The sequence below is a fragment of the Microbacterium sp. genome (assembly GCF_041641055.1).
Classification (GTDB): domain Bacteria; phylum Actinomycetota; class Actinomycetes; order Actinomycetales; family Microbacteriaceae; genus Microbacterium.
In genome coordinates this window covers 69182-90486 of the sequence record NZ_JBEPZB010000008.1, presented here as the reverse complement: position 1 = coordinate 90486, position 21305 = coordinate 69182, and the positions used below count along the sequence as shown (strand labels likewise).

Genomic DNA, 21305 nt, shown 5'->3' with positions numbered 1-21305 from the left:
CGGTCCTGAGGCGATTCGGACCGATGGTGTATCTCCCCACGGTCCTCTTCTCCCTCGGCGAGGGTGCCGTCATCCCGCTGATCCCGGTGATCGCATCGGCGATGGGCGCGGATGTCGCATTCGCGGCGCTCGTGGCCTCCGCACTGGTGGTCGGTCAGCTGTGCGGCAACCTGCCGGCGGGCTGGGCGGTCGCCCGCATCGGCGAGCGGTTCACGATGGTGATCGCCGGCGTGATCGCGATCGCGGCGGGAGTCGGGATGGTGCTCGCCCCGTCGTTGGCCGTGCTCGCTGCGTCGGTCTTCCTGCTGGGCTTCTGCGCGGCCGCCTTCGGGCTCGCGCGCCACGCGTTCATGACCACGCGGGTGCCGATCGCATTCCGCGCCAGGGCGCTCTCGCTGCTCGGCGGCAGCTTCCGTCTCGGCATCTTCATCGGCCCGTTCGTGGCGGCCGGACTTCTGCAGCTGTTCGGGTCGGAGTCCGCCGCGATCTGGTTCTTCCTCGGCTGCCTCATCGTGATGGTTCTGCTGGTGCTGTTCGGCCCGGATCCCGAGAAGACGACCCCGCCGACCACCGCGGTGCGCACCGCCTCTCTCTCCGACGACTCGGGTGAGGTCGTGACCGGGTCGATCCCGACGGTCGAGCGCACCGGCATCTTCCGCACGATGTGGCAGCAGCGCAGTGTGCTCGGTCGCCTCGGGCTCGCTGCAGCGTCACTGTCGGCCGTCCGGTCGGCGCGTCAGGTCGTGCTTCCGCTGTGGGGCCTCTCGCTGGGTCTGGATGCCTCCACGATCGCCCTCGTCGTCGGCGTCTCGGGTGCGATCGACTTCGCCCTGTTCTACGCGAGCGGCCAGGTGATGGACCGCTTCGGCAGGCTGTGGGCGGCGATGCCCGCGATGGTGCTGATGGGCGCGGGGTTCCTCGCCCTGTCGTTCACCCATGACCTCGATGCGGCTGTGCTGTGGTTCGGCATGTTCGCGGCGGTGCTCGGCGTCGGCAACGGATTGTCGAGCGGCATCCTGCTGACTCTCGGCGCCGACGTCGCCCCGAAGACCGAGCCGGCGGCGTTCCTCGGCTCCTGGCGCACGCTGACGGATGCCGGTGGCGCGGTCGCTCCTCTGCTGGTCTCCGGCATCATCGCGATCGCGTCCCTGCCGATCGCGGCGGCCACGATGGGCGTGGTCGGCCTGGTGGGTGCGCTCGGGTTCATCCGCTGGATCCCCCGGTTCGTGCCGCGCACAGCGAAGGATCCCTCGTGAGCTCGCTTGGCGCGGACGTGCGCCGACTCGTCGTCGGCGCCGCCGTGGCCACCGAGCGCGAGCGCGCGGCCCGGGCTGACTTCTCGACCTTCTTCCCGGATGATCTCGGCCCGGTCTCGCGAGACGACGGCCCGCACCATGCGACGGCATCGGCGATCGTGTTCGACCGGTCGCTCACCCGCACGCTCCTCGTCTTCCACGGTAAGGGGCGGTTCTGGGTGCAGCCCGGTGGGCACCTCGAGCCGGGCGATGCGTCGATCGCGGATGCCGCGCTGCGCGAGCTGCGGGAGGAGACCGGCGTCGTCGTATCTGCTCTCGCCGAACCGCTCGTGTACGACCTCGATCATCATGCGCTGTCTTCGGCCTTCGGTCGCTGCGCGTCGCACCTCGACATCGGAATGGCGGTCGTGGCCGACGAGGATGCCGCACTCGTGGTGAGCGCGGAGTCGGAGGATGTGCGGTGGTGGCCGATCGACGCATTGCCGGCGCAGGTCCCTTCCGGGTTCGAGGGACGGGTGCGGCGGTTGCGAGATCGCCTCGCGGTCTGACAGGCGTCATCTGACGGACGTCATCGCAGCGCGGTGCGGCTCGTGCCCGTCGCGTCGAGTCGCACACCGTCGGGCACGAACACGGAGACGAGCGGCGGATGCCAGTCGACCGAGAGGTGCACCCGCGCCGACGACCCGTCCGGTGATTCTGCGGAGACCAGCATTGCGTCGCCGGGCAGCTGACGCAGCAGCGCCTCCGCCTCCGTGCGGACGGCATCGTCCGTGAGGTCGGCGTGCACGGCGTTCCCCTCGACGACGACCGTGAACCCGTCGGCTCCGGCGAGCGCGGCCGCGTCGGCGAGCGCGTCGAGGTGCTTCTGCGCGATGTAGAGATCCGTGGCGCACACGCTCACGATGATCAGCGCGATGGCAAGCAGTGCGTACCCCAGGGTGAGCAGGATCACGCTCCCGTCCTCGTCGGGATGCGTCATCCTGTGCCCCACAGGCGCGAGATCTTCTGGACGGCAGTCCCCTCCACTCCGACCGATGCAGCGTCGTCCCCTCCGAACAGGGCTGGGATCAGCGGCAGCGTGACCCTGGTGGTGACCGTGATGGTCACCACCGCCCCCGCTGAGGGGCAGTCGATACCGTCGGGGGCGCACGACATCGACACCTCGGTCGCGTCGTGGTCGAGACCGTACTGCTCGGCGACGTCCGCCAGCACTCGATCCCCCTGGGAGGCAGCCGCCTCCGGGTCCGATGTCGTGGCCATCACTCGCGCCACCTGGCGGGCGGCAGCCTCGACACCCAAGGTCTGCTCCTGGATCGCTCCGAGCGCGATGATGAGGTACACGAGCGGGACGAGCAGGATGACCCCGACCGTGATGAACTCGAGCGCCGCCGAGCCGTCGTCATCCGTCATCGAAGGACTCCTCCGGCGCATGCGCCTCCACATCGAGCGCGAGCGGGATCCCGAGGAGTCCGATGAGCGGCAGCGTCGTGCGCACGCGCACCTCGATCATCGGTCGTCCGAGGGCGGTCGCGCGTCCGACGACCACATCCTTCGCATACGCGTCGCCCACCGCGCGCGTGATGCTCCGTCGGGTGACGGCAGCGCCCTCGGCGAGCTCCGTGTCTGCGAGCGCCGCGTGGTACGCCCCCTCGACGGCCGCGTCGTGCACGACGTTGCGCACATACACGGCGAGCGCGAGCTGCAGCACGCCCAGGGTCAGAAGCGTCAGCAGAGTGCCGACCATGACGAACTCGACGGGGCTCGACCCGCGGTCGTCCGAGATGCCGCCGAGTGGGATGACAGACATGGACAAAGCAGGTCAGATACCGGACACGCGCTGGATGGCCTGCTCGAACAGCGTGCTCAGCGCCGGTCCTGCAACCGCCCAAATGAGTACCACGAGTCCGGCCGTCATGAGTGTGACCAGCACCCAGCCGGGTACGTCTCCTCGCTCATCGCCCAGCATCGGCTCGGGTTCCACGAACGTGAAGTTTCCGCGGAGCTCTCGAGACGTGTTCATGTCGGTCGTCCTTTCAGTGGGCACTCAGCCGATGCCGAGTCGCAGGATGAAGAGCCCGGGATAGATGGCGAAAAGCACGGACAGCGGCAGGATCAGGAAGACCAGTGGCAGGAGCATGAGGATCTCCTTGCGGCCAGCCTGCTCGATCAGGACCCGCTTGGCGTCCTCGCGAGCGTCGCCTGCCTGCGCGTGCAAGACCGAGGCGAGCGGCGCGCCGTGTTCCAGCGCCGCGATCACCTGGTCGATGGCCCGGGTGAGACCAGGAAGCTCGAGGCGGCGGGACATCTCGGCCAAAGCGTCCGCGAGTGATGACCCGGTGCCCGCAGCGAGCACGACTCGACGGAACTCGTTCGTCATCTCGCCGGATCCGACGGCAGCGACCCGCCGGAGCGAATCGAGGAAACCCTCCCCCGCGGACAGGCACAGGGCGAGGAACTCGAGGGCGGTCGGAAGCTCGTCGGTGAGTCGTCGACGTCGGGAACGCACGCGCGCGGTGAGCAGCATGTCGTACGCGATACCGGCGCCGGCGCCGAAGAGCGCCGGCGCGAATGCGATAGGCGGACTCATCCTGCCCAGCACGGCTGCGGAGATGAGGACGACGGCGCCCGCGGCGATCCCGACGAGGACCCATCCGAGCTGACGACCTCGGAATGCGCTCTGCTCCATGGGCGACCCGGACTGGGCGAGTCGGCGACGAAGAGCGTCGCTTCCGCCGAGGACTCGCCCGAACAGCGCCTGAGCCCTCGCCCACAGCCGCAGATCACCCGCCGGAAGGATTCCTCGGTGTGAGCGGGCGCTCGGCGGCAGATCCTCCTCAGCGACGACGTCGCGCAGATACGGTGCGATCCGGCGCGCCAGTGGGACCGCCGACCATCGGGGAAGCGCAGCGAGGAGAAAGATCACCCCGACGCCCATCGTCCCCCCGATGAGTATCGCGAACGCTGCTGCGGAAGCCATGCTCATCCGAACCACCGCCCGGGTTCCGGCAGCCGACCGATCCGGATCATGATCCGATAGGCGACCAGCGAGACCCCGGCTCCCGCGACGATCACCAGCATCCCTTCCGGCGTGCCGTACGCCACCGCACCCTCCGGACGCAGAACGAGCAGCCCGAGGATCGCCCACGGTGCGATCGACCCGAGCACGGCCGCACCGCGGATCCACGACTGTCTGGCCTCCACCTCGCCACGAAGCGCGGCATCCGCACGCACCGAGAGCGACAGCGCTCGCAGGACGCCGCTGAGCTCGGTGCCTCCGACTTGGCGTGCCATACGCAGGGTCTCGATGATGCGGTCGGCTGTCGGATCGGCGAGCGAGCGCTTGAGCCGATCGAGGCTCGTCTCGAAGCGGCCCGTCGAGCGCAGATCCTGGGCGAACACCTCGAACGCCGGCCGCATCATCGACGGAGCGGACTCGGCGAGGCTCGCGACCGCGTCGGGAAGGGACAGTCCGACCCGGATCGACGCGATGAGCAGATCGCATATGTCGGGCCAGAGCTGTCGGCGCTGACGACGCAGGCGCACACGCCGCGAGCGGAGAAGTGCGAGGGGCGAAGCGGCCGCGGCCACGGCCGCCAGAACCGCCAGCACTGGTATCGCGGAGACGAGCAAGACGACGGATGCGGCGGCGAGCGCGAGCGCAGCCATGATCACGACCAGCACGCGCGGTCGTACTGCCGCGAGTCCGGCGTCAGCCAGCATCCGGGTGAAGAGACCGGCTCGCCGGGTGGCGTCCCGCTCAGATCGAGGCGGCCAGAGCCACGGTGAGACGCACAGCAGCACGCCCGCCGCCAGCATCGCACCCAGCAGAGCGGTCATCCGGGCGCCCCGACTCGCCGGAGGTCGCCGCGCCGGCCGGGGGTCGTCGCCGCACCGTGCGAGAACACCTGTCGGGTCACGATCCGCCCGGCATCGATCTCTCCCGTCGGCGCGATGACCTCGTGCACCCGTCGCACGCCGTCGTCATCGCGGACGCAGTGCACCACCAGGTCGACGGAAGCGGCGAGAGCGGGCACGATGAAGGAGCGATCGATGTTGCGCCCGGCGAGCAGCGGAAGCAGCGTGAGCTTGTCGAGCGCATCCGCTGCCGAGTTGGCATGCACGGTCGCGGCACCGGGCACGCCGGTGTTCAGCGCCAGCACCAGGTCGAGTGCCTCCGCGTCGCGCACCTCTCCCACCACGATGCGGTCCGGCCGCATCCTGAGGGCTTCCTTGACGAGGCGTCGCAGCGTGATCTCGCCGGTTCCCTCCAGACTCGCCTGCCTTCCCTGCAGAGACACGACGTCCGGACCCTCGACGGCGATCTCGAAGGTCTCCTCGACCGTCACGATGCGCTGACGCTCGGAACACGAATCGAGCAGCGCCCCGAGCAGGGTGGTCTTGCCCGCATGCGTCGCGCCCGAGACGATGACGCTCCGGCCGTCCTCCATCGCCCGTCGCAGCACCGCCGCAAGGTCAGGGGTGAGCGCTCCCTCGCCCACCAGCGCATCGAGCGACCGGTACCGGGGCAGGAACTTGCGGATGTTGACCGACCACGAGCCGCGCACCACATCCGCGATCGCCACGTGCAGCCGCGAACCGTCCGGAAGTGACGCATCGACGAACGGCTGACCGATGTCGACACGGCGGCCCGTCGACTGCAGCATCCGCTCGACGAGATCGCGCAGCATCACCTCGCTCAGCTGCAGACCGATCCTCTCCGACACCCCAGCCCGCGCGACATGGATGCTGTCGGGGCCGTTGAGCCAGATCTCCTCGACCTCCGGGTCGTCGAGCAGCGGCTGCAGCGCCCCGAACCCCGTCACCGCGGCCAGCACATCGCGCACGCACCCCGGCTCGTCGTCGATCATCGCCTCGCCGCGCGCGAGAGCCACGTCATTGAACCGCCGCACCTCCCCCACCGCGACGGCTCGCGCACCCTCCGCATCCAGAGTCGGATCCATCCCCTCCCCTCGGAGTCGCTGCCGCACGCGCTCGGCGACGACGATGGAAGGAGGGATCACCCGAGCATCCTCGCAAGAATGCCGCCGTCGCCGTCGGAGTTATCCACAGCCCCGAAGCGCTGCTGCGGGCGGATCCCCAGCAATGCACGATCCCCCGATCAGTAGACTGTTTTTCACCGCGCGGGAGTGGTGAAATTGGCAGACACGCAGGATTTAGGTTCCTGTGCCCTAGGGCGTGTGGGTTCAAGTCCCACCTTCCGCACGAGAGACGATGGTGCCGTTGTCGGCCGCCGTCACTCAATCAGCTCCACCGCCGACCCTTACGACCGACGGGAATCCTCCAGTGCTCGAAACGATGCTGCACGCACCGACCGCTCTCATCCCCTGGCTCGATCCGGAGACCATCATCCGCGGGGCTGGGCCTTGGGCGCTGCTCGTGGTGTGCTTCATCGTGTTCGCCGAGACCGGGCTCCTGGTCGGCTTCCTGCTCCCCGGGGACACGCTTCTCGTCATCGCCGGCCTGCTCTCGCACCCGATCGCAGGCTCCGAGAACGGAATCTTCGGGATCAACGTCTGGATCGTGGCGCTGCTTATCGCGCTCGCTGCGTTCGTCGGCGGAGAAGTCGGATACGTCATCGGCCATAAGGGCGGTCCCGCGATCTTCGAGCGCAAGGAATCGGGTCTCTTCAGCAAGAAGAACGTCGAGCGCACGAACGCGTTCTTCGAGCGATTCGGCGGCATCACCGTCATCCTGGCCCGCTTCGTGCCGATCGTCCGCACGTTCGCCCCGGTCGCTGCCGGCGTCGGGCATATGCCGTGGCGGAAGTATTCGCTCTACAACCTGATCGGCGCGATGCTGTGGGGATTCGGGCTCACGATGCTCGGCTACGCGATCGGCTTCATTCCGCCGATCAAGTGGTTCGTGACCGAGTACATCGACCTCATCCTGCTCGCCGCCGTCGGCGGCACCGCGCTGGTCACGCTCTGGCACTACCTCTCCGAGCGCCACAAGGCGAAGAAGGCCGCCGCGGCCGGTGAGGGCGAGACCGACGCGATCGAGGCGCAGGAGCTCACGCTCGACGCCGAGGTGTTCGACCGCGCCCCCGACCTCGACGGCGACGGCAAGCACTGACACCCGCGCAGGCTCAGAGCAAGGCCGGCTGACCTCAGCCGGCCTTCTTCTTGCTCGGACCCTTCTTCGTGGTCTTCTTCTCGTCCGACGACTCCGACCGCGCAGCCTTCGTGCGCGCGACGCTGGCGCGCAGCGCCTCCATCAGGTCGATGACCTCGCCGCTCTTTGCGTCGCCCTCTCCCTCGCCGAACGTCTCGGAGACATCGAAGGTGTCGCCGGCGTCGATCTTGGCGTCGATCAGCGTGCGCAGTTCCTTCTGGTACTCGTCGACGAACGACTCGGGGTCGAAGTCGGCCGAATAGCTGTCGACGAGGGATGCCGACAGGTCGAGTTCCTTCTTCGAGATCCGCACGTCCTCATCCAGCGACGGGAACGCCGCCTCGCGCACCTCGTCGGCCCAGAGCAGCGTCTGCAGCACGAGCACCTTGCCGCGCACCCGCAGCGCCGCGAGCCGCGTTTTCTGACGCAGCGTGAACCGCACGATCGCCGTCCGGTCGGTCTGCTCGAGCGTCTTGCGCAGCAGCACGTACGCCTTCGGCGACTTCGAGTCGGGCTCGAGGTAGTACGGCTTGTCGAGCGTCAGCAGGTCGACCTGGTCGGAGGGCACGAACTCGACCACATCGATCTCGCGGCTCTTCTCCGACGGGAGCGCCGCGAGGTCGTCCTTCGTGAGCACGACCGTCTGGCCTTCATCGACATACGCGCGGTCGATGTCGGCATACGCCACGGTCTCACCGCACACCTCGCACGTGCGCTGATACCGGATACGCCCGCCGTCCTTCTCGTGCACCTGGTGCAGCGGGACGTCGTGGTCCTCCGTCGCGGAATACACCTTGACCGGGACATTCACCAGGCCGAAGGTCAGCGCGCCCTTCCAGATCGTTCTCATGCCCCCAGTGAACACCAGCCGCCCGGTTCACGGCCAGTCCTTGACTACGCTGGGCGTCATGGTTCCGGAGGCGCAGAACGTGCAGATCGACGGCCGCCGGCTGCGCATCACGAACCTCGACAAGGTCGTCTACGCCGAGACCGGCACCACCAAGGGCGAGATCATCGCCTACTACACGGCGATCGCGCCGCATCTGCTCCCCCTGCTCGACGGGCGCCCGGTCACCCGCAAACGCTGGGTCGAGGGAGTGGGGACAGCGGATGCTCCCGCCGACGCGTTCTTCACGAAACAGCTCGAACCGGGAGCGCCGGACTGGATCCCGCGGCAGCCGATCCAGCATTCCGACGGCCCCAAGGAGTATCCGCTCGTCGAGGACGTGCCCACCCTCGTCTGGCTCGCGCAGGTCGCGGCGATCGAGCTCCATGTGCCGCAATGGCGCTTCGCACCCGACGGCCTGCCCGGCAGGCCGGACCGTCTCGTGCTCGACCTCGACCCCGGCCCCGGAGTGGGACTCGCCCAGTGCGCGGAGGTCGCCCGCATCGCTCGGGGCCTCCTCACCGACATCGGCCTCGACCCTGTCCCCGTCACGAGCGGCAGTAAGGGCATCCACCTGTATGCCGCTCTTCCCGGTCAGCAGACCAGCGCTGAGATCTCGGCCGTGGTGAAGGAGATCGCCCGGCTCATCGAGACCGATCACCCCGACCTGGCGACCAGCACCATGGCGAAGGCCGCCCGCGGCGGCAAGGTCTTCCTCGACTGGAGCCAGAACAACGGCAAGAAGACGACGATCTCGCCGTACTCCCTGCGTGGCCGCGCGCAGCCCTGGGTCGCCGCACCCCGCACCTGGGAGGAGCTCGACGACCCCGACCTGGCTCAACTCGACTTCTCGACCGTGCTCGAGCGCGCAGAGTCCGGCGTCGATCCGATCGCGCCGCTCCGCATCGCACCCGCGGAATCGCTCAGCACCGGTCGCGCCACTGCCGAGGTTCAGGCGACGGCGCCGACCGAAGAGCCGCGCGAGCGGGGCAGGCCTGCGCGCCGCCATGCCCGCGGTGCAGGCGGCGCCGCCTCGCCCGCATCCGTCACCGCCGCCTCCCTCTCCCCGATGCTCGCCGAGAACGGCACGCCGGCGATCGCGCGCGGCCTGAGCACCCCCTCCTGGGTCGAGGTGAAGTGGGACGGGATCAGGGCGATCGGCACGTGGTCGGACGGACGGATGCTGCTGCATGCCCGCAGCGGCACGGACATCACCGCCCGGTACCCCGAGCTCACCGCCGACGGGGCACCCTTCCTCCCCGTCTCCGATGCGATCCTCGATGGCGAGATCGTCGCCTTCGACGCGCAGGGCAGACCGAGCTTCTCGAAGCTGCAGAACCGCATGCACCTCGAGCGCCCCCGCGAGATCGAGCGCGAGGTCGTGCGGACCCCCATCATCTACATGGTCTTCGACCTGCTGCGGCTCGACGGCCACGACCTCACCACGATGCCCCTCTCGCAGCGTCGCACCCTGCTCGACGAGGTCATCTCCGAGCTCGACGCCCCGGTGCAGGTGCCTCCGGTGTTCGACGACGTCGACGCGGCGCTCGCGACGAGTGACGAGTTCGGCCTCGAGGGCGTCGTCGTCAAGGATCCGGGTTCCCGCTATCGCCCGGGGCAGCGATCTCCCGCCTGGCTCAAGCTCAAGCACACCCGGATGCAGGAAGTGGTGATCGTCGGCATCCGTCCGGGCAAGGGGGATCGCGAGGGCACATTCGGCTCGCTGCTGCTCGCGGTGCCGGATTCGGGACGGCTGCGCTACGTCGGCCGCGTCGGCACGGGCTTCACCGACCGGATGCTCCGCGACCTGCTGTCACGTCTCGCGCCGCTGCGCATCGAGAAGGCGCCCCTCGCGGATGTCCCTGCACTGGATGCCTCCGACGCGCTGTGGGTCGAGCCTGAGCTGGTGGGCGAGGTCGAGTTCGCGAACTGGACGCCCGACGGCATCCTGCGTCATTCCCGGTGGCGGGGTCTGCGGCCCGACAAGACACCCGACGAGGTCGTCGTCGAGAGCTGAGACCTCAGGCGTGATGCGGTTCGCAGTCGGACTGCTCGGCCGGCTCGATCTGGAACGTCGAGTGCGCGACGTCGAAGTGATCGGCGAGGCAGGACTGCAGATCGTTGAGCAGGGTCGCCGATCGACCGTCGGCGAGCAGGGTCGGATCCACGCTGACGTGCGCGCTGAACACCGGCGCACCGCGCGTGAGCTGCCAGACGTGCACGTCGTGGACGCCGATGACCCCGTCGTAGTCGAGGAGGTGCTGGCGGATGTCGCTCACCGCCGTTCCCTTCGGCGCTGACTCGGCGAGCACCGAGAACACCTCCCGCAGCAGTGCGATCGCTCGCGGGATGATGAGCACGGCGATGAGCATGGACGCGATCGCGTCCGCCGGCATCCATCCGGTCGTGACGATCACGATCGCGGCGATGATCACCATCGCCGAGCCGATCAGGTCGCCCATGACCTCGAGGTAGGCGCCTCGCACGTTGATGCTGGTGCGCTGCGCACGGCTCAGAAGCCACATCGAGATCGCGTTGGCGATGAGACCGACGACCGCGACGACGAGCATCAGCCCTCCGACGACCTCGGTCTCGCCCGGGTTCAGCAGGCGGCCGATAGCCTCGATCGCGACCCAGCCGGCGAGCAGGATCAGGATGATCGCATTGATCAGCGCTCCGAACACCTCGGCCCGCTGGTATCCGAATGTACGTCGGTCGTCCGCGGGTCGCGCTGCGACTGCGGCGGCGATCAGCGCGATCACGAGGGCCGAGGCGTCGGTGAACATGTGCGCGGCATCGGCCAGCAGCGCCAGCGATCCGGTGAGCACGGCGCCCACGATCTGCACCACCATGACGGTCGCCGTGAGCGTCAGCGAGATCGCCAGAAGTCGACGATGGCCGGCGGAGCGGATGCCGCCGGCGGCGGGCGCGTGATCGTGCATGTCTCCAGGCTAGACCGGCGTCCCCGGTCGCCGGCCGGTATCCGCCCAGTCGGGAATGGTGATGATTCTCAGTAGCCTCGGCCTCAGCGCAGGCGGGCGTATTCGAGCACGACGCAGCCGTTGTCGAACGACCGCACCTGCTCCAGGCCGAACTGCGTCGGAGCGAACGAGTGGCTGACCATCGGGATGCCGGACCCGGCGATGACCGGGTACTTCTTGACGATCAGTCGGTCGATCTCGTCGAGGAGGACGCCGGCGAGCACCGCCCCACCCGCGAGGTAGATTCCGAGGCCCGGCTCGGCCTTGAGCTCTCGTACCCGAGCGACGGGGTCCGTCCGCACGATCTCGACGTTCGGATCCTGCGGGTCCGCCTGCGTGGTGCTGAACACCACCGTCCGCAACTGCGAGTAAGGGTCGGTGATGCCCATCTGCAACGCCGGCTCATACGTGCGGCGCCCCATCAGCACGGTGTCGAAGCGGGTGAGCGGCTCGTCGACTCCTCCACGATCCGCGCGGACGAACGCCGGCTGGATGTCGGCCAGCTCAGTGCCCATCATCTCGGCGAATGCGGGGGTCACCGGATAGAAATCGACCTCGTCGGCGGGCCCAGCGATGAACCCGTCGAGGGTCACGCCGATGTAGTAGGTGAGTTCTCTCATGCCGCCAGATTAACCACTACGAATGAAGTACGTCAAGCGTAGTGGTTGACGTATCGCGCGGCTCAGAGCGTCGTGAGCAGCGGTGCCAGCTTCTCGAAGGCGCGGGCGCGGTGCGACTGCGCCTGCTTCTCCTCCGCGGTGAACTGGCCCACGGTGCGCTCGGCTCCGGCGGGCTGGCCGTCGGGGACGAAGATCGGGTCATAGCCGAAGCCGCCGAGTCCCGACGGCTCGGTCGCCAGGCGTCCTGGCCAGTCCCCCACGACCACGTGCTCTGCACCCTCCGGGGTCACGAGCGCGATGGTCGAGGTGAAGTGGGCGCTGCGGTGCTGATCCGCGATGTCACGCAGCTGATCGAGCAGCAGCTCGAGGTTCGCGGCGGCATCCTTCTTCTGCCCGGCCCAGTAGGCGGAGAAGACGCCGGGCGATCCGCCGAGCACGTCGACGCAGATGCCGGAGTCGTCGGCGAGCGCCGCGAGCCCGGTGTGCGCCGAGGCAGCCCGCGCCTTGATCAGGGCGTTCTCGGCGAAGGTGACCCCGTCCTCGACCGGCTCGGGGCCGTCGTAGCCCACGACCTCGAGATCGGGTCGCGTCGCCGCGACGATCTGCTGGAACTCCGCGACCTTGTGCGGATTGTGCGTGGCGAGGACGACCTTCATCAGCCCGCCAGAGCCTTCAGCTGCTGATCCTTGAGGTCTGCGCAGCCGGCCACACCCAGATCGAGCAGGGCATCGAGCTCGCGCTTGTCGAACGGCGCTCCCTCGGCCGTGCCCTGCACCTCGACGAACAGGCCGCGGCCGGTGACGACGACGTTCATGTCGGTCTCCGCCCGGACGTCCTCGACATATGCGAGATCGAGCATGGGCTCGCCGTCGATGATGCCGACCGAGACGGCGGCGACCGAGTCGAGCAGCGGCGTCGCGTTCTTGCCGATGAACTTCTTCTCGCGGCCCCACTCGATCGCATCGGCCAGCGCCACATAGGCGCCGGTGATCGCCGCGGTGCGGGTGCCGCCGTCGGCCTGCAGCACGTCGCAGTCGATCACGATCGTGTTCTCACCCAGAGCCTTGGTGTCGACGACCGCGCGCAGGGCGCGACCGATCAGACGGGAGATCTCGTGCGTGCGTCCGCCGATGCGACCCTTGACGCTCTCGCGGTCGTTGCGGCTGTTCGTCGCCCTGGGCAGCATCGAGTACTCGGCGGTCACCCACCCCTTGCCCTTGCCGGTCAGCCAGCGCGGCACGCCGTTGGTGAACGATGCGGTGCACAGCACCTTCGTTCCGCCGAAGCTGATCAGCGCCGATCCCTCGGCATGGCTGCTCCAGCCTCGTTCGATGGTGATCTCGCGGAGCTGGTCGGTGGAGCGGCCGTCGGCACGGACGATGCTGGTCATGGGCTTCTTTCGGGTGGGGGCGGGTGACGCGGATGCTGCGGAAGGGATCAGGAACCGGGGGTCAGTTCAGGAAGAGTGATGACGCCGGTCTGCACGAGCTGGACGTCGCGCACCTCGCGGCCCATCAGACGGTTAGCGAGCGCCGTGAACTCGATCGTGGAATCGCCGGTCGCCTCGTAGACGTACGACGCGGTGGCGTCCGGCGAGGCGAGCAGGTCGCCGCGCACGAGCTGGCGGTAGACGTCGCCCGCGGTCTCGTCGTCGCTGGAGACGAGGGTGACGCCCTCGCCCATGACGTAGCTGATGGCGCCGCGCAGGAACGGGTAGTGCGTGCAGCCCAGCACGAGGGTGTCGACCTCCGCCTCGCGCAGCGGCGCCAGGTACTCCTCGGCGGTGGCGAGGACCTCCGGGGTGCCGGTGATCCCTCCCTCGACGAACTCGACGAAGCGAGGGCAGGCAGCCGTGAAGACCTCGAGCCGCTCATTCACCTCGAGCATGTCCTGATAGGCGCGCGACCCGATCGTCCCGACGGTGCCGATCACGCCGACCCGTCCGTTGCGCGTGGTCGAGACGGCGCGGCGCACGGCGGGGCCGATCACCTCGACGACCGGGACGTCGTAGCGCTCCCTGGCATCACGCAGCATGGCGGCGGATGCCGTGTTGCAGGCGATCACGAGCATCTTGACGCCCTGATCGACCAGTGTGTCGAGGACCTCGAGGCTGTAGCGGCGCACATCGGCGATCGGCTTCGGGCCATACGGCGAATGCGCCGTGTCACCGATGTAGACGAACGATTCCCGCGGCAGCTGGGCTCTGATGGCCCTGGCCACCGTGAGTCCGCCGACACCGGAGTCGAAGATTCCGATCGGGGCGTCGTTCATGACTCCCCAGCCTACCCGCGCCCACCCCGCGTCACGCTCAGCAACTCGAACGGATGTCGTCACTAAGCTGAACCGCATGACGACGTCCACGGCGCTGCTGACCGACCGTTACGAACTCACGATGCTCGCCGCCGCCCTGCGCGACGGCACCGCATCACGCCCCAGCGTGTTCGAGCTTTTCTCGCGTCGACTCTCCGGCGGGCGCCGTTTCGGCGTCGTCGCCGGCACCGGCCGTCTGCTCACGCTGCTGCGCGAGTTCCGCTTCGAGGACGACGAGCTGCGTTTCCTCCGCGACAACGACGTGGTGGACGCCGAGTCCCTGACCTACCTCGAGAACTACCGCTTCACCGGATCCATCCGCGGCTACCGCGAAGGTGAGCTGTATTTCCCCGGCTCCCCCATCCTCACGGTCGAGGGCAGCTTCGCCGACGCCGTCGTATTGGAGACGCTGGCGCTCAGCGTCCTCAATCATGACTCCGCTGTCGCCACGGCGGCGTCCAGGATGAGCATCGCCGCCGGTGAGCGCCCCCTGGCCGAGATGGGCTCCCGCCGAGCCGCCGAGCAGTCCGCGGTCGCCGCAGCTCGCGCCGCGTACATCGCCGGGTTCCGGGCGACGAGCAACCTCGAAGCAGGGCGGCGCTGGGGCATCCCGACCATGGGCACGGCGGCCCATTCCTGGACCCTTCTGCACGAGAGCGAGGAGGAGGCGTTCCGATCGCAGATCGACAGCCTCGGCACCGGGACGACGCTCCTCGTCGACACCTACGACATCCGCACCGGCGTCGAGACCGCGATCCGCGTCGCCGGAACCGGGCTGGGCGGCGTGCGCATCGACTCGGGCGACCTCCCGATCGTGGCAGCGGAGGTGCGGGCGCAACTCGACGAGCTCGGCGCCACCGGCACCAGGATCACCGTCACCAGCGATCTGGACGAGTACGCGATCGCCGCTCTGGCTGCGTCGCCGGTGGATTCCTACGGCGTGGGCACCTCGGTCGTGACCGGATCCGGATACCCCACGGCGAGCATGGTCTACAAGCTGGTCGCGAGACAGGATCCGAACGGCGCCTGGATCGGCGTCGCCAAGGCCTCGACCGACAAGGCGTCGCACGGCGGGCGCAAGGCCGCCTTCCGCACGCTGGTCGACGGGGTCGCCGAGGCCGAGACGGTGGTCGTGTCGGACGGCTTCGAGGAGCTCGACACCCCGAGCGAGCACCCGGACGGACGAGCACTGCAGACGACGTTCGTCGAGGCCGGCGACATCGACACCTCCTTCGAAGGGCCGCAGGGCACGGCATCCGCTCGCGAGCACCACCTGCGTGTGCGCGAGGAGCTGCCCGTGCGAGCGCTGGCGCTCAGCAAGTCGGATCCGGCGATCCCCACCGTCTACGTCGACGCGAGCTGATACGGTCCGACGCGAGCGGACGACGGCTGTGCGCCCGGCTCAGCCCATCATCGATTCGTAGATCTCCTTGCAGGTGGGGCAGATCGGGAACTTCTCCGGGTCGCGACCCGGCGTCCACTTCTTGCCGCACAGCGCCCGCACCGGCTTGCCGGTGATGGCGGACTCGAGGATCTTGTCCTTCTTGACGTAGTGCGAGAAGCGCTCGTGGTCGCCCGGCTCCAGATTCTCCTCGCGGAGAAGTTCTTCTAGTTCGCGATCGAGCGTTGTCACGCCGCCCTGATCGGGGCTGTCCAGCGGAGTACTCATGCCGAGAGTCTAGCCGCGCAGGAGCCTCGTCGGGCGGGTGTCACGCCGTCTCGACGAACTCCATCAGCCGCTCGCCCTCGCGCTCGAAGATGCGCCCGCCGATCGTGACTCCGGCCGCGAGGACGACGATCCCCGTGGCGAGCCCCACCCAGAAGGTCGCCGGTGCGAACTGTGATCCTTCGACCATCGTGAGCACGAGCAGCCAGATCGTCGGGATGCTCACCGCGATGGCTCCGAGGAACGCCGCGGCCGGGCCGTAGGCACCCCGCGAGGTCGGCCTCTGCGGCTGCTGGAAGGGGCTGTCCCCCGGGCGCGACACGGCGTACGGCGCGATGACCGAGACGATGCTCGAGAAGCCCAGGGCGGACAGCAGCAGGCTCGCGCCCAGGCCGGTGAGCGGCAGCAGCAGCCGCCAGTCGTCGATCCACAGCAGGGTGAGCGGCACGGCGATCGCGAGCACGGGCACGGCCACCAGGATGACGGGCACGAGTCGGCCGAGGCGGTCCGGGATGCCGCGGACCCCACTGGCCACGTGGGTCCACAGCGCGGTCGAGTCGTAGGCGACGTCGTTGTGCGGGAGCCACCCGAAGAACAATGCCATCACCGGCACGGGCACCAGCGCGGCGATCTCGAGCGGGACGCCGGCGATCAGCAGCGGGAAGACCGTCAGCACGCCGGCGATCGGCACGACGATGAGGTTCATGATGTACCGGCGATCGCGGAGCCAGTAGACGAGGCTGCGTGCCGCGATCGCCCCGAAGGCGTTCGAGGGCAGCAGCCCGAACCAGCCGAGGCCGGAGCGCTCCCTCGACGCGGCGGGGCGCTCTGTGGTGGTCAGCAGTCGTCGCACGAGCCAGGTCCACAGCGCCCACAGGCCGACGGCGGTGAGGAGGGCGATGATGCCGCTCGCCCAGGCACCGGCGGCGTCGTCCGTGGCGAAGGAGAAGAGGAATCGCGACGAGGCGGCGAACGGGGTGAAGCCGACGGAAGCCGTCAGCGCGGCGACCGCGGCCGGCACCTGTCCGTCCCACTTCAGCGAGGCGAGGAAGACCGCGACAGGGAAGGCGATGACGATGACCGCCAGCGCGAAGAGGGCGGTCAGCTCGCGGGAGCGGCGCTCCGGCAGGAGCAGTGCGTTGACGGCCATGCCGATGCGCGCGGACAGCACCATGCTCAGGAGTCCGACCAGGCTCGTCAGGACGGCCACCACCCAGGGGGCGCCGAGCCTGATCGCGACGACGCAGACGCTGACGTTGACGGCGATCAGCGCCAGGCTCGGGACGCTGATGAATGACGCAAGCGCGAGGATCCACGGCATCTGCCGCTCGTCGACCCCGAACACCGCGAACCGTCGCGGATCGAGCTGGTCGACCGCGCCGACGAGGATCGGCCCCACGAGGAAGCCGAGCAGCAGTGCGGCGCTGCCCAGCACGATGACCGTGCGTGCGACGGCCACCGGAGCGTCATCGAGACTCAGGACAGCGCTGCACACCAGCGCGGTGAGGATGACGACGACAGCGAGCATGACCAGGGTCCGCACCCGACGTTCGCCGCGGAGCGATCCGATCAGGAGCGCGGCCCTCAGTCGGAGAACGTGTGCAGCCACTCGAGCCCCTCCACCTCTCCGATGCCGCCGGAGAGCTCGACGAACCGTGCCTCGAGGGTCTGCCCCGCGCGAACGTCGTCGATGGTCCCCTCGGCGAGGACGTCTCCGCCGACGATGATCGCCACACGAGAGCACACCCGCTCAACCAGGTCCATGCCGTGGCTGGAGAGGATGACGGTGCCGCCGTGCGCGACGTACGCGCGCAGGATGTCGAGGATGACCGCGGAGGACACCGGGTCGACCGCCTCGAAGGGCTCGTCGAGGACGAGCACCCGGGGCGAATGGATCATGGCGCCGGCGAGCATGATCTTCTTCGTCATGCCGGCCGAGTAGTCGGAGACGACGCGGTTCAGTGCCTCACCGAGATCGAACGCCCGCGCGAGGTCGCCGACGCGCTTCTCGATCACGTCCGAAGTGAGTCCTCGCAGCAGACCGTAGTAGTAGAGGAGCTGACGCCCGGTGAGCCGGTCGAACGTGCGCAGACGGTCGGGCAGCACTCCCATCATGCGCTTCGCAGCGAGCGGCTTGGCCGCCTGGTCGATGCCGCAGATCACGACTTCGCCCTCGTCCGCGCGCAGCAGACCGGCGACGATCGAGAGCGTGGTCGTCTTGCCTGCGCCGTTCGGGCCCACGATGCCGTAGAAGGACCCCGCCGGAACCGTCAGGTCGATGCCGTTGACGGCGACGTGATCGCCGAACGTCTTCACGAGACCGCGGATGCGGATGGCCTCGGTCGCGGATGCCGCGCCCACGTCGCCGACCGCCTCGTCGGAGGCGTCAGCATCGGAGACGCCGTCCGCTTCCGAGTCCGATGGTCGCGCCTCATCGGTCGCGTCGTCCGCCGTGGCCTCCTCCGCAGGGAGCTCCGCGATCGTCTCCTCCGCGATCGTCTCCTCCACCGAGGACTCTTCGGCGAGCGTCTCGTCGGCGACCGTCTCCTCCGCGATCGTCTCGTCGGCGATCGGGGCGTCCGCGGTCGTCTGTTCGAGGGCGGCGCCGTCGCCGACTTCGGCGGGGAACGCGATCAGAGGCTCATCGGCCTCGGCGCGGTCCGGGCGGGATGCGTCCGACTCGGACTGCACGTCGGCCGAGGGGCCTCCGGTGGGATCCGCCTCGGCGGATGCCGCGGTCGCGGCCGCAGTTGCGGTCGCAGTCGCCTCCGCTGCGTCGGCGTCCGCGGCCTCAGCTTCCGCCGCGGCCGCCTCCGCCGCAGCAGCCTTGGCTGCGGCGGCCTTCGCGGCTGCCGCCTTCGCAGCAGCCGTCTTGGCGGCGGCGCTGCGAGCCGCGGTCGTTCGAGCGGAGGACTTCGCTGCGGCGCTCCTCTCCGCGGCCGCCTTCGCTGCGACCGTCTTCGAGGCCGCACCCTTCGCCGCGGTCGGCTTCGCGGCCGTCGTCTTGGACGCTGACGTCTTCGCGGTCGCGCCCTTCGCAGTCGTCGTCGTCTTCGCAGCCGTCGTCTTCGCCGCGGTCGTGCGCGCAGCAGCGGGCTTCGCAGTAGTGGATCGAGAGCCCGAGGCACGCGCCGAGTTCTTCGCGGCGGCCGTGCGGGCTGCTGTCGACGTGGTCCTCTTCGCCGGCGTTTTCGTCACTGCGCCATCGACCGGACGGTCCAGCTTCAGCGTCGGCTCCGCGACCACCTCGATGGTTGTCGCAGCCTTGTCCGCAGCGGATTTCGTGGAGGTCCGACCACCGGTCGTCTTCTTCGCCGGACTCTTCCGCGCCGGCGTCTTCTTCGGGGTCGAGGGGGCAGCGTCAGCCGCCTGATCGGTGGAGTCGTCGGAAGCAGCAGTCACCGTCCTAAGGTATCAACGGGTGCTCCGATTCTTGGGGTCGCCGCAACAATTGGGCGCGGAAAATCTGGATTCGCCCGATCGTCGCAGGGATCTGGACGAATCTGAGTGTTCGGTGTGTACTGGGTCACGAATTGGCAACAGGGGCGACCAGCCCCGGGGCTTCCCAGGCTGTATCGCTAGCATGACTCTCGGCACGACGAAGTGTCTGGTCGGTGAACCGACCGTGAACACATACTTCCTTTAGGAGCACTCGTGACTCTTCAGACCGTCATCCTCGCCGCCGGCATGGGCTCACGCCTGGGCCGCGCGCTGCCGAAGCCGCTCACCGAGCTGAGCGACGGCCGCACGATCATGCGTCAGCAGCACGACAACATCCGCGCCGCCTTCGGATCGGACGCCCGCATCACCGCCGTCGTCGGCTACCGCGCCGAGACCATCATCGAGGCGTTCCCGAACGTGAACTACGTCCACAACGAGCGCTACGACGAGACGAACACGTCGAAGAGCCTGCTGCGCGCCCTCGGCGCGACCGGCAAGTCGGGCGTGCTCTGGATGAACGGCGACGTCGTCTTCGACCCGATGATCCTGGGACGCGCTGCGGCCTACATCGAGCGCGATCAGTCGTTCGTCACCGTCAACACCTCCAAGGTGAGCGACGAAGAGGTCAAGTACACCGTGACCGCCGAGGGCTTCATCAACGAGCTGTCCAAGACGGTCAAGGGCGGTCTCGGCGAGGCCGTGGGCATCAACTACATCTCCTCCGCGAACAAGAAGGCGTTCATGCGCCAGCTGCAGCGCGTCGAGGACCAGGATTACTTCGAGCGCGGCCTCGAGCTCGCCATCGCCGAAGACGGCCTGCTGCTCGAGCCGATGGACGTGTCGGACCTCTACGCGGTGGAGGTCGACTTCGCCGAAGACCTCGAGCGGGCGAACCTGTTCGTCTGATCTCGTTTCACGAAAGCCCGGCCCCGTCAAGGGTGCCGGGCTTTCGGCGTATTCGCGGACTGTCTTCCTAGGATCGATCCATGGCCCCCAAGGTGCACAAGATCCACTCCCTCCCCGACGACGCCCCGTGGGACCGGGGAGTGCCGCCCGTGGGTTCGACGGAGCATCCGCTGATGGTCCGCGGCCTGGATCGCGTCCTCGCGATCCAGCGCCCTCTCGTGCTCGCGCACATCCGCAGCATCCGTCTCCGCAACCCGCACGCCTCCCCCGAGCAGATCATCCGCATCCTCGAACGTCGCTACCTGACTGCGGTGACCACGGGCGGTGCCGCCGTCGGTGCCACGGCGGTGGTGCCGGGGATCGGCACGGGCATCACACTCGCGCTCTCGGGAGTCGAGACCGTGGGGTTCGTGGAGTCGACCGCGCTGTTCGCCCAGTCCGTGGCCGAGGTGCACGGCATCGCCGTCTCGAACCCCGACCGAGCCCGAGCCCTCGTCATGACGCTGATGCTGGGCAAGGAGGGCGTCGCGCTCGTCGGCCAGCTCGCCGGTCAGGCGACCGGCCGCGGCGGCACACGCTCGTCGTACTGGGGCGAGATGGTCACCAAGTCGCTCCCCCGCGCGGCTGTCGGCCCACTCGTCGACCGACTCAAGAGCATGTTCGTGAAGCAGTTCGCGGCCAAGGGCGGTGCGTCGTTCGTCGGCAAGGCGCTGCCGTTCGGCGTCGGTGCGGCGGTCGGCGGTGCGGGTAACCACATCCTGGGGCGCCGTGTCCTCACCACCTCGCACCACGCGTTCGGCGCCGCGCCTCTCGATCTGCCGCTCGAACTCGAACCGGTGGACGGGGCCGAGAAGCTGGAGCTGCGGATGCTGCACGGCGCGCAGTTCGTCGGCGGCGCGGTCGCGGGGGCAGCGGGTTCTGCGGTACGAGGCGTCGGCTGGGCCGGACGCCGGATCGCCTCGGTCGGTCGGGGCCGCCGCAAGGACGCCGGTGAGCTCGAGCAGTCGGGCACGCACGATCTCCCTGGCGAGCTCGGCGCCGATCGCCCGGACCCGACACGCTGAGACCTGACACCCGGACCCCCGACACGCACCGACCGCGTTCCCT

Annotated in this window: 24 protein-coding genes and 1 tRNA gene; 9 read left to right on the top strand and 16 right to left on the bottom strand. The window is 68.9% G+C overall.

Annotated elements, in window-relative coordinates; translation table 11 throughout:
* Nucleotides 1-23: 23 nt before the first annotated feature.
* The gene (locus ACESK8_RS07375; protein WP_372968023.1) at nt 24-1256 is read left to right on the top strand and encodes an MFS transporter; all 1233 of its coding nucleotides are present in this window, start codon (nt 24-26) and stop codon (nt 1254-1256) included.
* Nucleotides 1253-1804 (top strand): NUDIX hydrolase, encoded by a 552-nt coding sequence (locus tag ACESK8_RS07370; RefSeq protein WP_372967980.1) that lies wholly within the window; start codon nt 1253-1255, stop codon nt 1802-1804. Before ACESK8_RS07375 ends, ACESK8_RS07370 begins: the two co-directional genes overlap by 4 nt.
* A gap of 20 nt (nt 1805-1824) precedes the next feature.
* On the opposite strand, the gene ACESK8_RS07365 is transcribed toward ACESK8_RS07370, so the two are convergent.
* The 7 genes from ACESK8_RS07365 to ACESK8_RS07335 are packed head-to-tail and all read right to left on the bottom strand — an operon-like array spanning nt 1825 to nt 6277.
* Entirely contained in the window at nt 1825-2235 is a 411-nt protein-coding gene (locus ACESK8_RS07365) for a hypothetical protein (RefSeq protein ID WP_372967979.1), read from the bottom strand.
* The gene (locus tag ACESK8_RS07360; protein ID WP_372967978.1) at nt 2232-2666 is read right to left on the bottom strand and encodes a TadE family protein; all 435 of its coding nucleotides are present in this window, start codon (nt 2664-2666) and stop codon (nt 2232-2234) included. Before ACESK8_RS07360 ends, ACESK8_RS07365 begins: the two co-directional genes overlap by 4 nt.
* On the bottom strand, nt 2656-3063 hold the full coding sequence (locus ACESK8_RS07355; protein ID WP_372967977.1) for a TadE/TadG family type IV pilus assembly protein: 408 nt from the start codon (nt 3061-3063) through the stop codon (nt 2656-2658). The genes ACESK8_RS07360 and ACESK8_RS07355 overlap by 11 nt, the downstream gene beginning before the upstream one ends.
* Nucleotides 3064-3075: 12 nt before the next feature.
* Nucleotides 3076-3276: a hypothetical protein gene (locus ACESK8_RS07350; RefSeq protein WP_372968025.1), complete on the bottom strand. Its 201-nt coding sequence runs from the start codon at nt 3274-3276 to the stop codon at nt 3076-3078.
* A gap of 24 nt (nt 3277-3300) precedes the next feature.
* Nucleotides 3301-4233, bottom strand: coding sequence for a type II secretion system F family protein (locus tag ACESK8_RS07345; RefSeq protein WP_372967976.1), 933 nt, complete (start codon nt 4231-4233; stop codon nt 3301-3303).
* A 2-nt stretch (nt 4234-4235) separates the two neighbouring features.
* Nucleotides 4236-5093 (bottom strand): type II secretion system F family protein, encoded by an 858-nt coding sequence (locus ACESK8_RS07340; protein WP_372967975.1) that lies wholly within the window; start codon nt 5091-5093, stop codon nt 4236-4238.
* Nucleotides 5090-6277, bottom strand: coding sequence for a CpaF family protein (locus tag ACESK8_RS07335; protein WP_372967974.1), 1188 nt, complete (start codon nt 6275-6277; stop codon nt 5090-5092). Before ACESK8_RS07335 ends, ACESK8_RS07340 begins: the two co-directional genes overlap by 4 nt.
* A 120-nt stretch (nt 6278-6397) precedes the next feature.
* Here ACESK8_RS07335 and ACESK8_RS07330 point away from each other — a divergent pair.
* Nucleotides 6398-6479, top strand: a tRNA-Leu gene (locus ACESK8_RS07330).
* 93 nt (nt 6480-6572) lie between these two features.
* Nucleotides 6573-7349 (top strand): DedA family protein, encoded by a 777-nt coding sequence (locus ACESK8_RS07325; RefSeq protein ID WP_372968022.1) that lies wholly within the window; start codon nt 6573-6575, stop codon nt 7347-7349.
* 34 nt (nt 7350-7383) lie between these two features.
* Here the strand turns inward: ACESK8_RS07325 and ACESK8_RS07320 are convergent, their stop codons facing one another.
* A complete protein-coding gene (locus ACESK8_RS07320; protein ID WP_372967973.1) occupies nt 7384-8238 on the bottom strand; it encodes a Ku protein in 855 nt (284 codons plus the stop codon).
* A 58-nt stretch (nt 8239-8296) separates the two neighbouring features.
* Between ACESK8_RS07320 and ligD the strand changes: the two genes are divergently transcribed.
* The gene (gene ligD / locus ACESK8_RS07315; RefSeq protein WP_372967972.1) at nt 8297-10291 is read left to right on the top strand and encodes a non-homologous end-joining DNA ligase; all 1995 of its coding nucleotides are present in this window, start codon (nt 8297-8299) and stop codon (nt 10289-10291) included.
* A 4-nt stretch (nt 10292-10295) separates the two neighbouring features.
* Here ligD and ACESK8_RS07310 read toward each other — a convergent pair whose 3' ends face one another.
* From ACESK8_RS07310 to murI, 5 genes are all read right to left on the bottom strand, one after another.
* Nucleotides 10296-11216, bottom strand: a complete 921-nt coding sequence (locus tag ACESK8_RS07310) for a cation diffusion facilitator family transporter (RefSeq protein ID WP_372967971.1) — start codon at nt 11214-11216, stop codon at nt 10296-10298.
* 83 nt (nt 11217-11299) lie between these two features.
* Nucleotides 11300-11875: a dihydrofolate reductase family protein gene (locus tag ACESK8_RS07305; RefSeq protein WP_372967970.1), complete on the bottom strand. Its 576-nt coding sequence runs from the start codon at nt 11873-11875 to the stop codon at nt 11300-11302.
* A 62-nt stretch (nt 11876-11937) separates the two neighbouring features.
* On the bottom strand, nt 11938-12531 hold the full coding sequence (rdgB, locus tag ACESK8_RS07300) for an RdgB/HAM1 family non-canonical purine NTP pyrophosphatase (RefSeq protein ID WP_372967969.1): 594 nt from the start codon (nt 12529-12531) through the stop codon (nt 11938-11940).
* Nucleotides 12531-13265 (bottom strand): ribonuclease PH, encoded by a 735-nt coding sequence (gene rph / locus ACESK8_RS07295; RefSeq protein WP_060927179.1) that lies wholly within the window; start codon nt 13263-13265, stop codon nt 12531-12533. Before rph ends, rdgB begins: the two co-directional genes overlap by 1 nt.
* Nucleotides 13266-13312: 47 nt before the next feature.
* Nucleotides 13313-14146, bottom strand: a complete 834-nt coding sequence (gene murI, locus ACESK8_RS07290; RefSeq protein WP_372967968.1) for a glutamate racemase — start codon at nt 14144-14146, stop codon at nt 13313-13315.
* A gap of 76 nt (nt 14147-14222) precedes the next feature.
* On the opposite strand from murI, the gene ACESK8_RS07285 reads away from it, so the two are divergent.
* Entirely contained in the window at nt 14223-15548 is a 1326-nt protein-coding gene (locus ACESK8_RS07285) for a nicotinate phosphoribosyltransferase (protein WP_372967967.1), read from the top strand.
* 39 nt (nt 15549-15587) lie between these two features.
* On the opposite strand, the gene ACESK8_RS07280 is transcribed toward ACESK8_RS07285, so the two are convergent.
* From ACESK8_RS07280 to ACESK8_RS07270, 3 genes are read right to left on the bottom strand one after another with little or no spacing between them, the layout of a single operon-like run.
* Entirely contained in the window at nt 15588-15854 is a 267-nt protein-coding gene (locus tag ACESK8_RS07280) for a DUF3039 domain-containing protein (protein ID WP_060927176.1), read from the bottom strand.
* 40 nt (nt 15855-15894) lie between these two features.
* Nucleotides 15895-17460, bottom strand: coding sequence for a hypothetical protein (locus ACESK8_RS07275; protein WP_372967966.1), 1566 nt, complete (start codon nt 17458-17460; stop codon nt 15895-15897).
* Nucleotides 17436-18542: an ATP-binding cassette domain-containing protein gene (locus ACESK8_RS07270; protein WP_372967965.1), complete on the bottom strand. Its 1107-nt coding sequence runs from the start codon at nt 18540-18542 to the stop codon at nt 17436-17438. The genes ACESK8_RS07275 and ACESK8_RS07270 overlap by 25 nt, the downstream gene beginning before the upstream one ends.
* A gap of 19 nt (nt 18543-18561) precedes the next feature.
* Here ACESK8_RS07270 and ACESK8_RS07265 point away from each other — a divergent pair, with 19 nt between their 5' ends.
* The 3 genes from ACESK8_RS07265 to ACESK8_RS07255 all read left to right on the top strand — a co-directional run bounded on the left by ACESK8_RS07265 (nt 18562) and on the right by ACESK8_RS07255 (nt 21262).
* Nucleotides 18562-19224: a hypothetical protein gene (locus ACESK8_RS07265; RefSeq protein ID WP_372967964.1), complete on the top strand. Its 663-nt coding sequence runs from the start codon at nt 18562-18564 to the stop codon at nt 19222-19224.
* A gap of 281 nt (nt 19225-19505) precedes the next feature.
* The gene (locus tag ACESK8_RS07260; protein ID WP_060927173.1) at nt 19506-20198 is read left to right on the top strand and encodes an NTP transferase domain-containing protein; all 693 of its coding nucleotides are present in this window, start codon (nt 19506-19508) and stop codon (nt 20196-20198) included.
* An 80-nt stretch (nt 20199-20278) separates the two neighbouring features.
* The gene (locus ACESK8_RS07255; RefSeq protein ID WP_372967963.1) at nt 20279-21262 is read left to right on the top strand and encodes a hypothetical protein; all 984 of its coding nucleotides are present in this window, start codon (nt 20279-20281) and stop codon (nt 21260-21262) included.
* Nucleotides 21263-21305 lie beyond the last annotated feature (43 nt).

Bases quoted from the DNA above. Each gene is read 5' to 3' on its own strand.
- rdgB (WP_372967969.1), bottom strand. From the start codon at position 12,531: ATGAAGGTCGTCCTCGCCACGCACAATCCGCACAAGGTCGCGGAGTTC.
- ACESK8_RS07345 (WP_372967976.1), bottom strand. From the start codon at position 4,233: ATGGCTTCCGCAGCAGCGTTCGCGATACTCATCGGGGGGACGATGGGC.
- murI (WP_372967968.1), bottom strand. From the start codon at position 14,146: ATGAACGACGCCCCGATCGGAATCTTCGACTCCGGTGTCGGCGGACTC.
- ACESK8_RS07365 (WP_372967979.1), bottom strand. From the start codon at position 2,235: ATGACGCATCCCGACGAGGACGGGAGCGTGATCCTGCTCACCCTGGGG.
- ACESK8_RS07325 (WP_372968022.1), top strand. From the start codon at position 6,573: ATGCTGCACGCACCGACCGCTCTCATCCCCTGGCTCGATCCGGAGACC.
- ACESK8_RS07375 (WP_372968023.1), top strand. From the start codon at position 24: ATGGTGTATCTCCCCACGGTCCTCTTCTCCCTCGGCGAGGGTGCCGTC.
- ACESK8_RS07360 (WP_372967978.1), bottom strand. From the start codon at position 2,666: ATGACGGATGACGACGGCTCGGCGGCGCTCGAGTTCATCACGGTCGGG.
- ACESK8_RS07285 (WP_372967967.1), top strand. From the start codon at position 14,223: ATGACGACGTCCACGGCGCTGCTGACCGACCGTTACGAACTCACGATG.
- ACESK8_RS07255 (WP_372967963.1), top strand. From the start codon at position 20,279: ATGGCCCCCAAGGTGCACAAGATCCACTCCCTCCCCGACGACGCCCCG.
- ACESK8_RS07305 (WP_372967970.1), bottom strand. From the start codon at position 11,875: ATGAGAGAACTCACCTACTACATCGGCGTGACCCTCGACGGGTTCATC.
- ligD (WP_372967972.1), top strand. From the start codon at position 8,297: ATGGTTCCGGAGGCGCAGAACGTGCAGATCGACGGCCGCCGGCTGCGC.
- ACESK8_RS07280 (WP_060927176.1), bottom strand. From the start codon at position 15,854: ATGAGTACTCCGCTGGACAGCCCCGATCAGGGCGGCGTGACAACGCTC.
- rph (WP_060927179.1), bottom strand. From the start codon at position 13,265: ATGACCAGCATCGTCCGTGCCGACGGCCGCTCCACCGACCAGCTCCGC.
- ACESK8_RS07355 (WP_372967977.1), bottom strand. From the start codon at position 3,063: ATGTCTGTCATCCCACTCGGCGGCATCTCGGACGACCGCGGGTCGAGC.
- ACESK8_RS07350 (WP_372968025.1), bottom strand. From the start codon at position 3,276: ATGAACACGTCTCGAGAGCTCCGCGGAAACTTCACGTTCGTGGAACCC.
- ACESK8_RS07310 (WP_372967971.1), bottom strand. From the start codon at position 11,216: ATGCACGATCACGCGCCCGCCGCCGGCGGCATCCGCTCCGCCGGCCAT.
- ACESK8_RS07320 (WP_372967973.1), bottom strand. From the start codon at position 8,238: ATGAGAACGATCTGGAAGGGCGCGCTGACCTTCGGCCTGGTGAATGTC.
- ACESK8_RS07340 (WP_372967975.1), bottom strand. From the start codon at position 5,093: ATGACCGCTCTGCTGGGTGCGATGCTGGCGGCGGGCGTGCTGCTGTGC.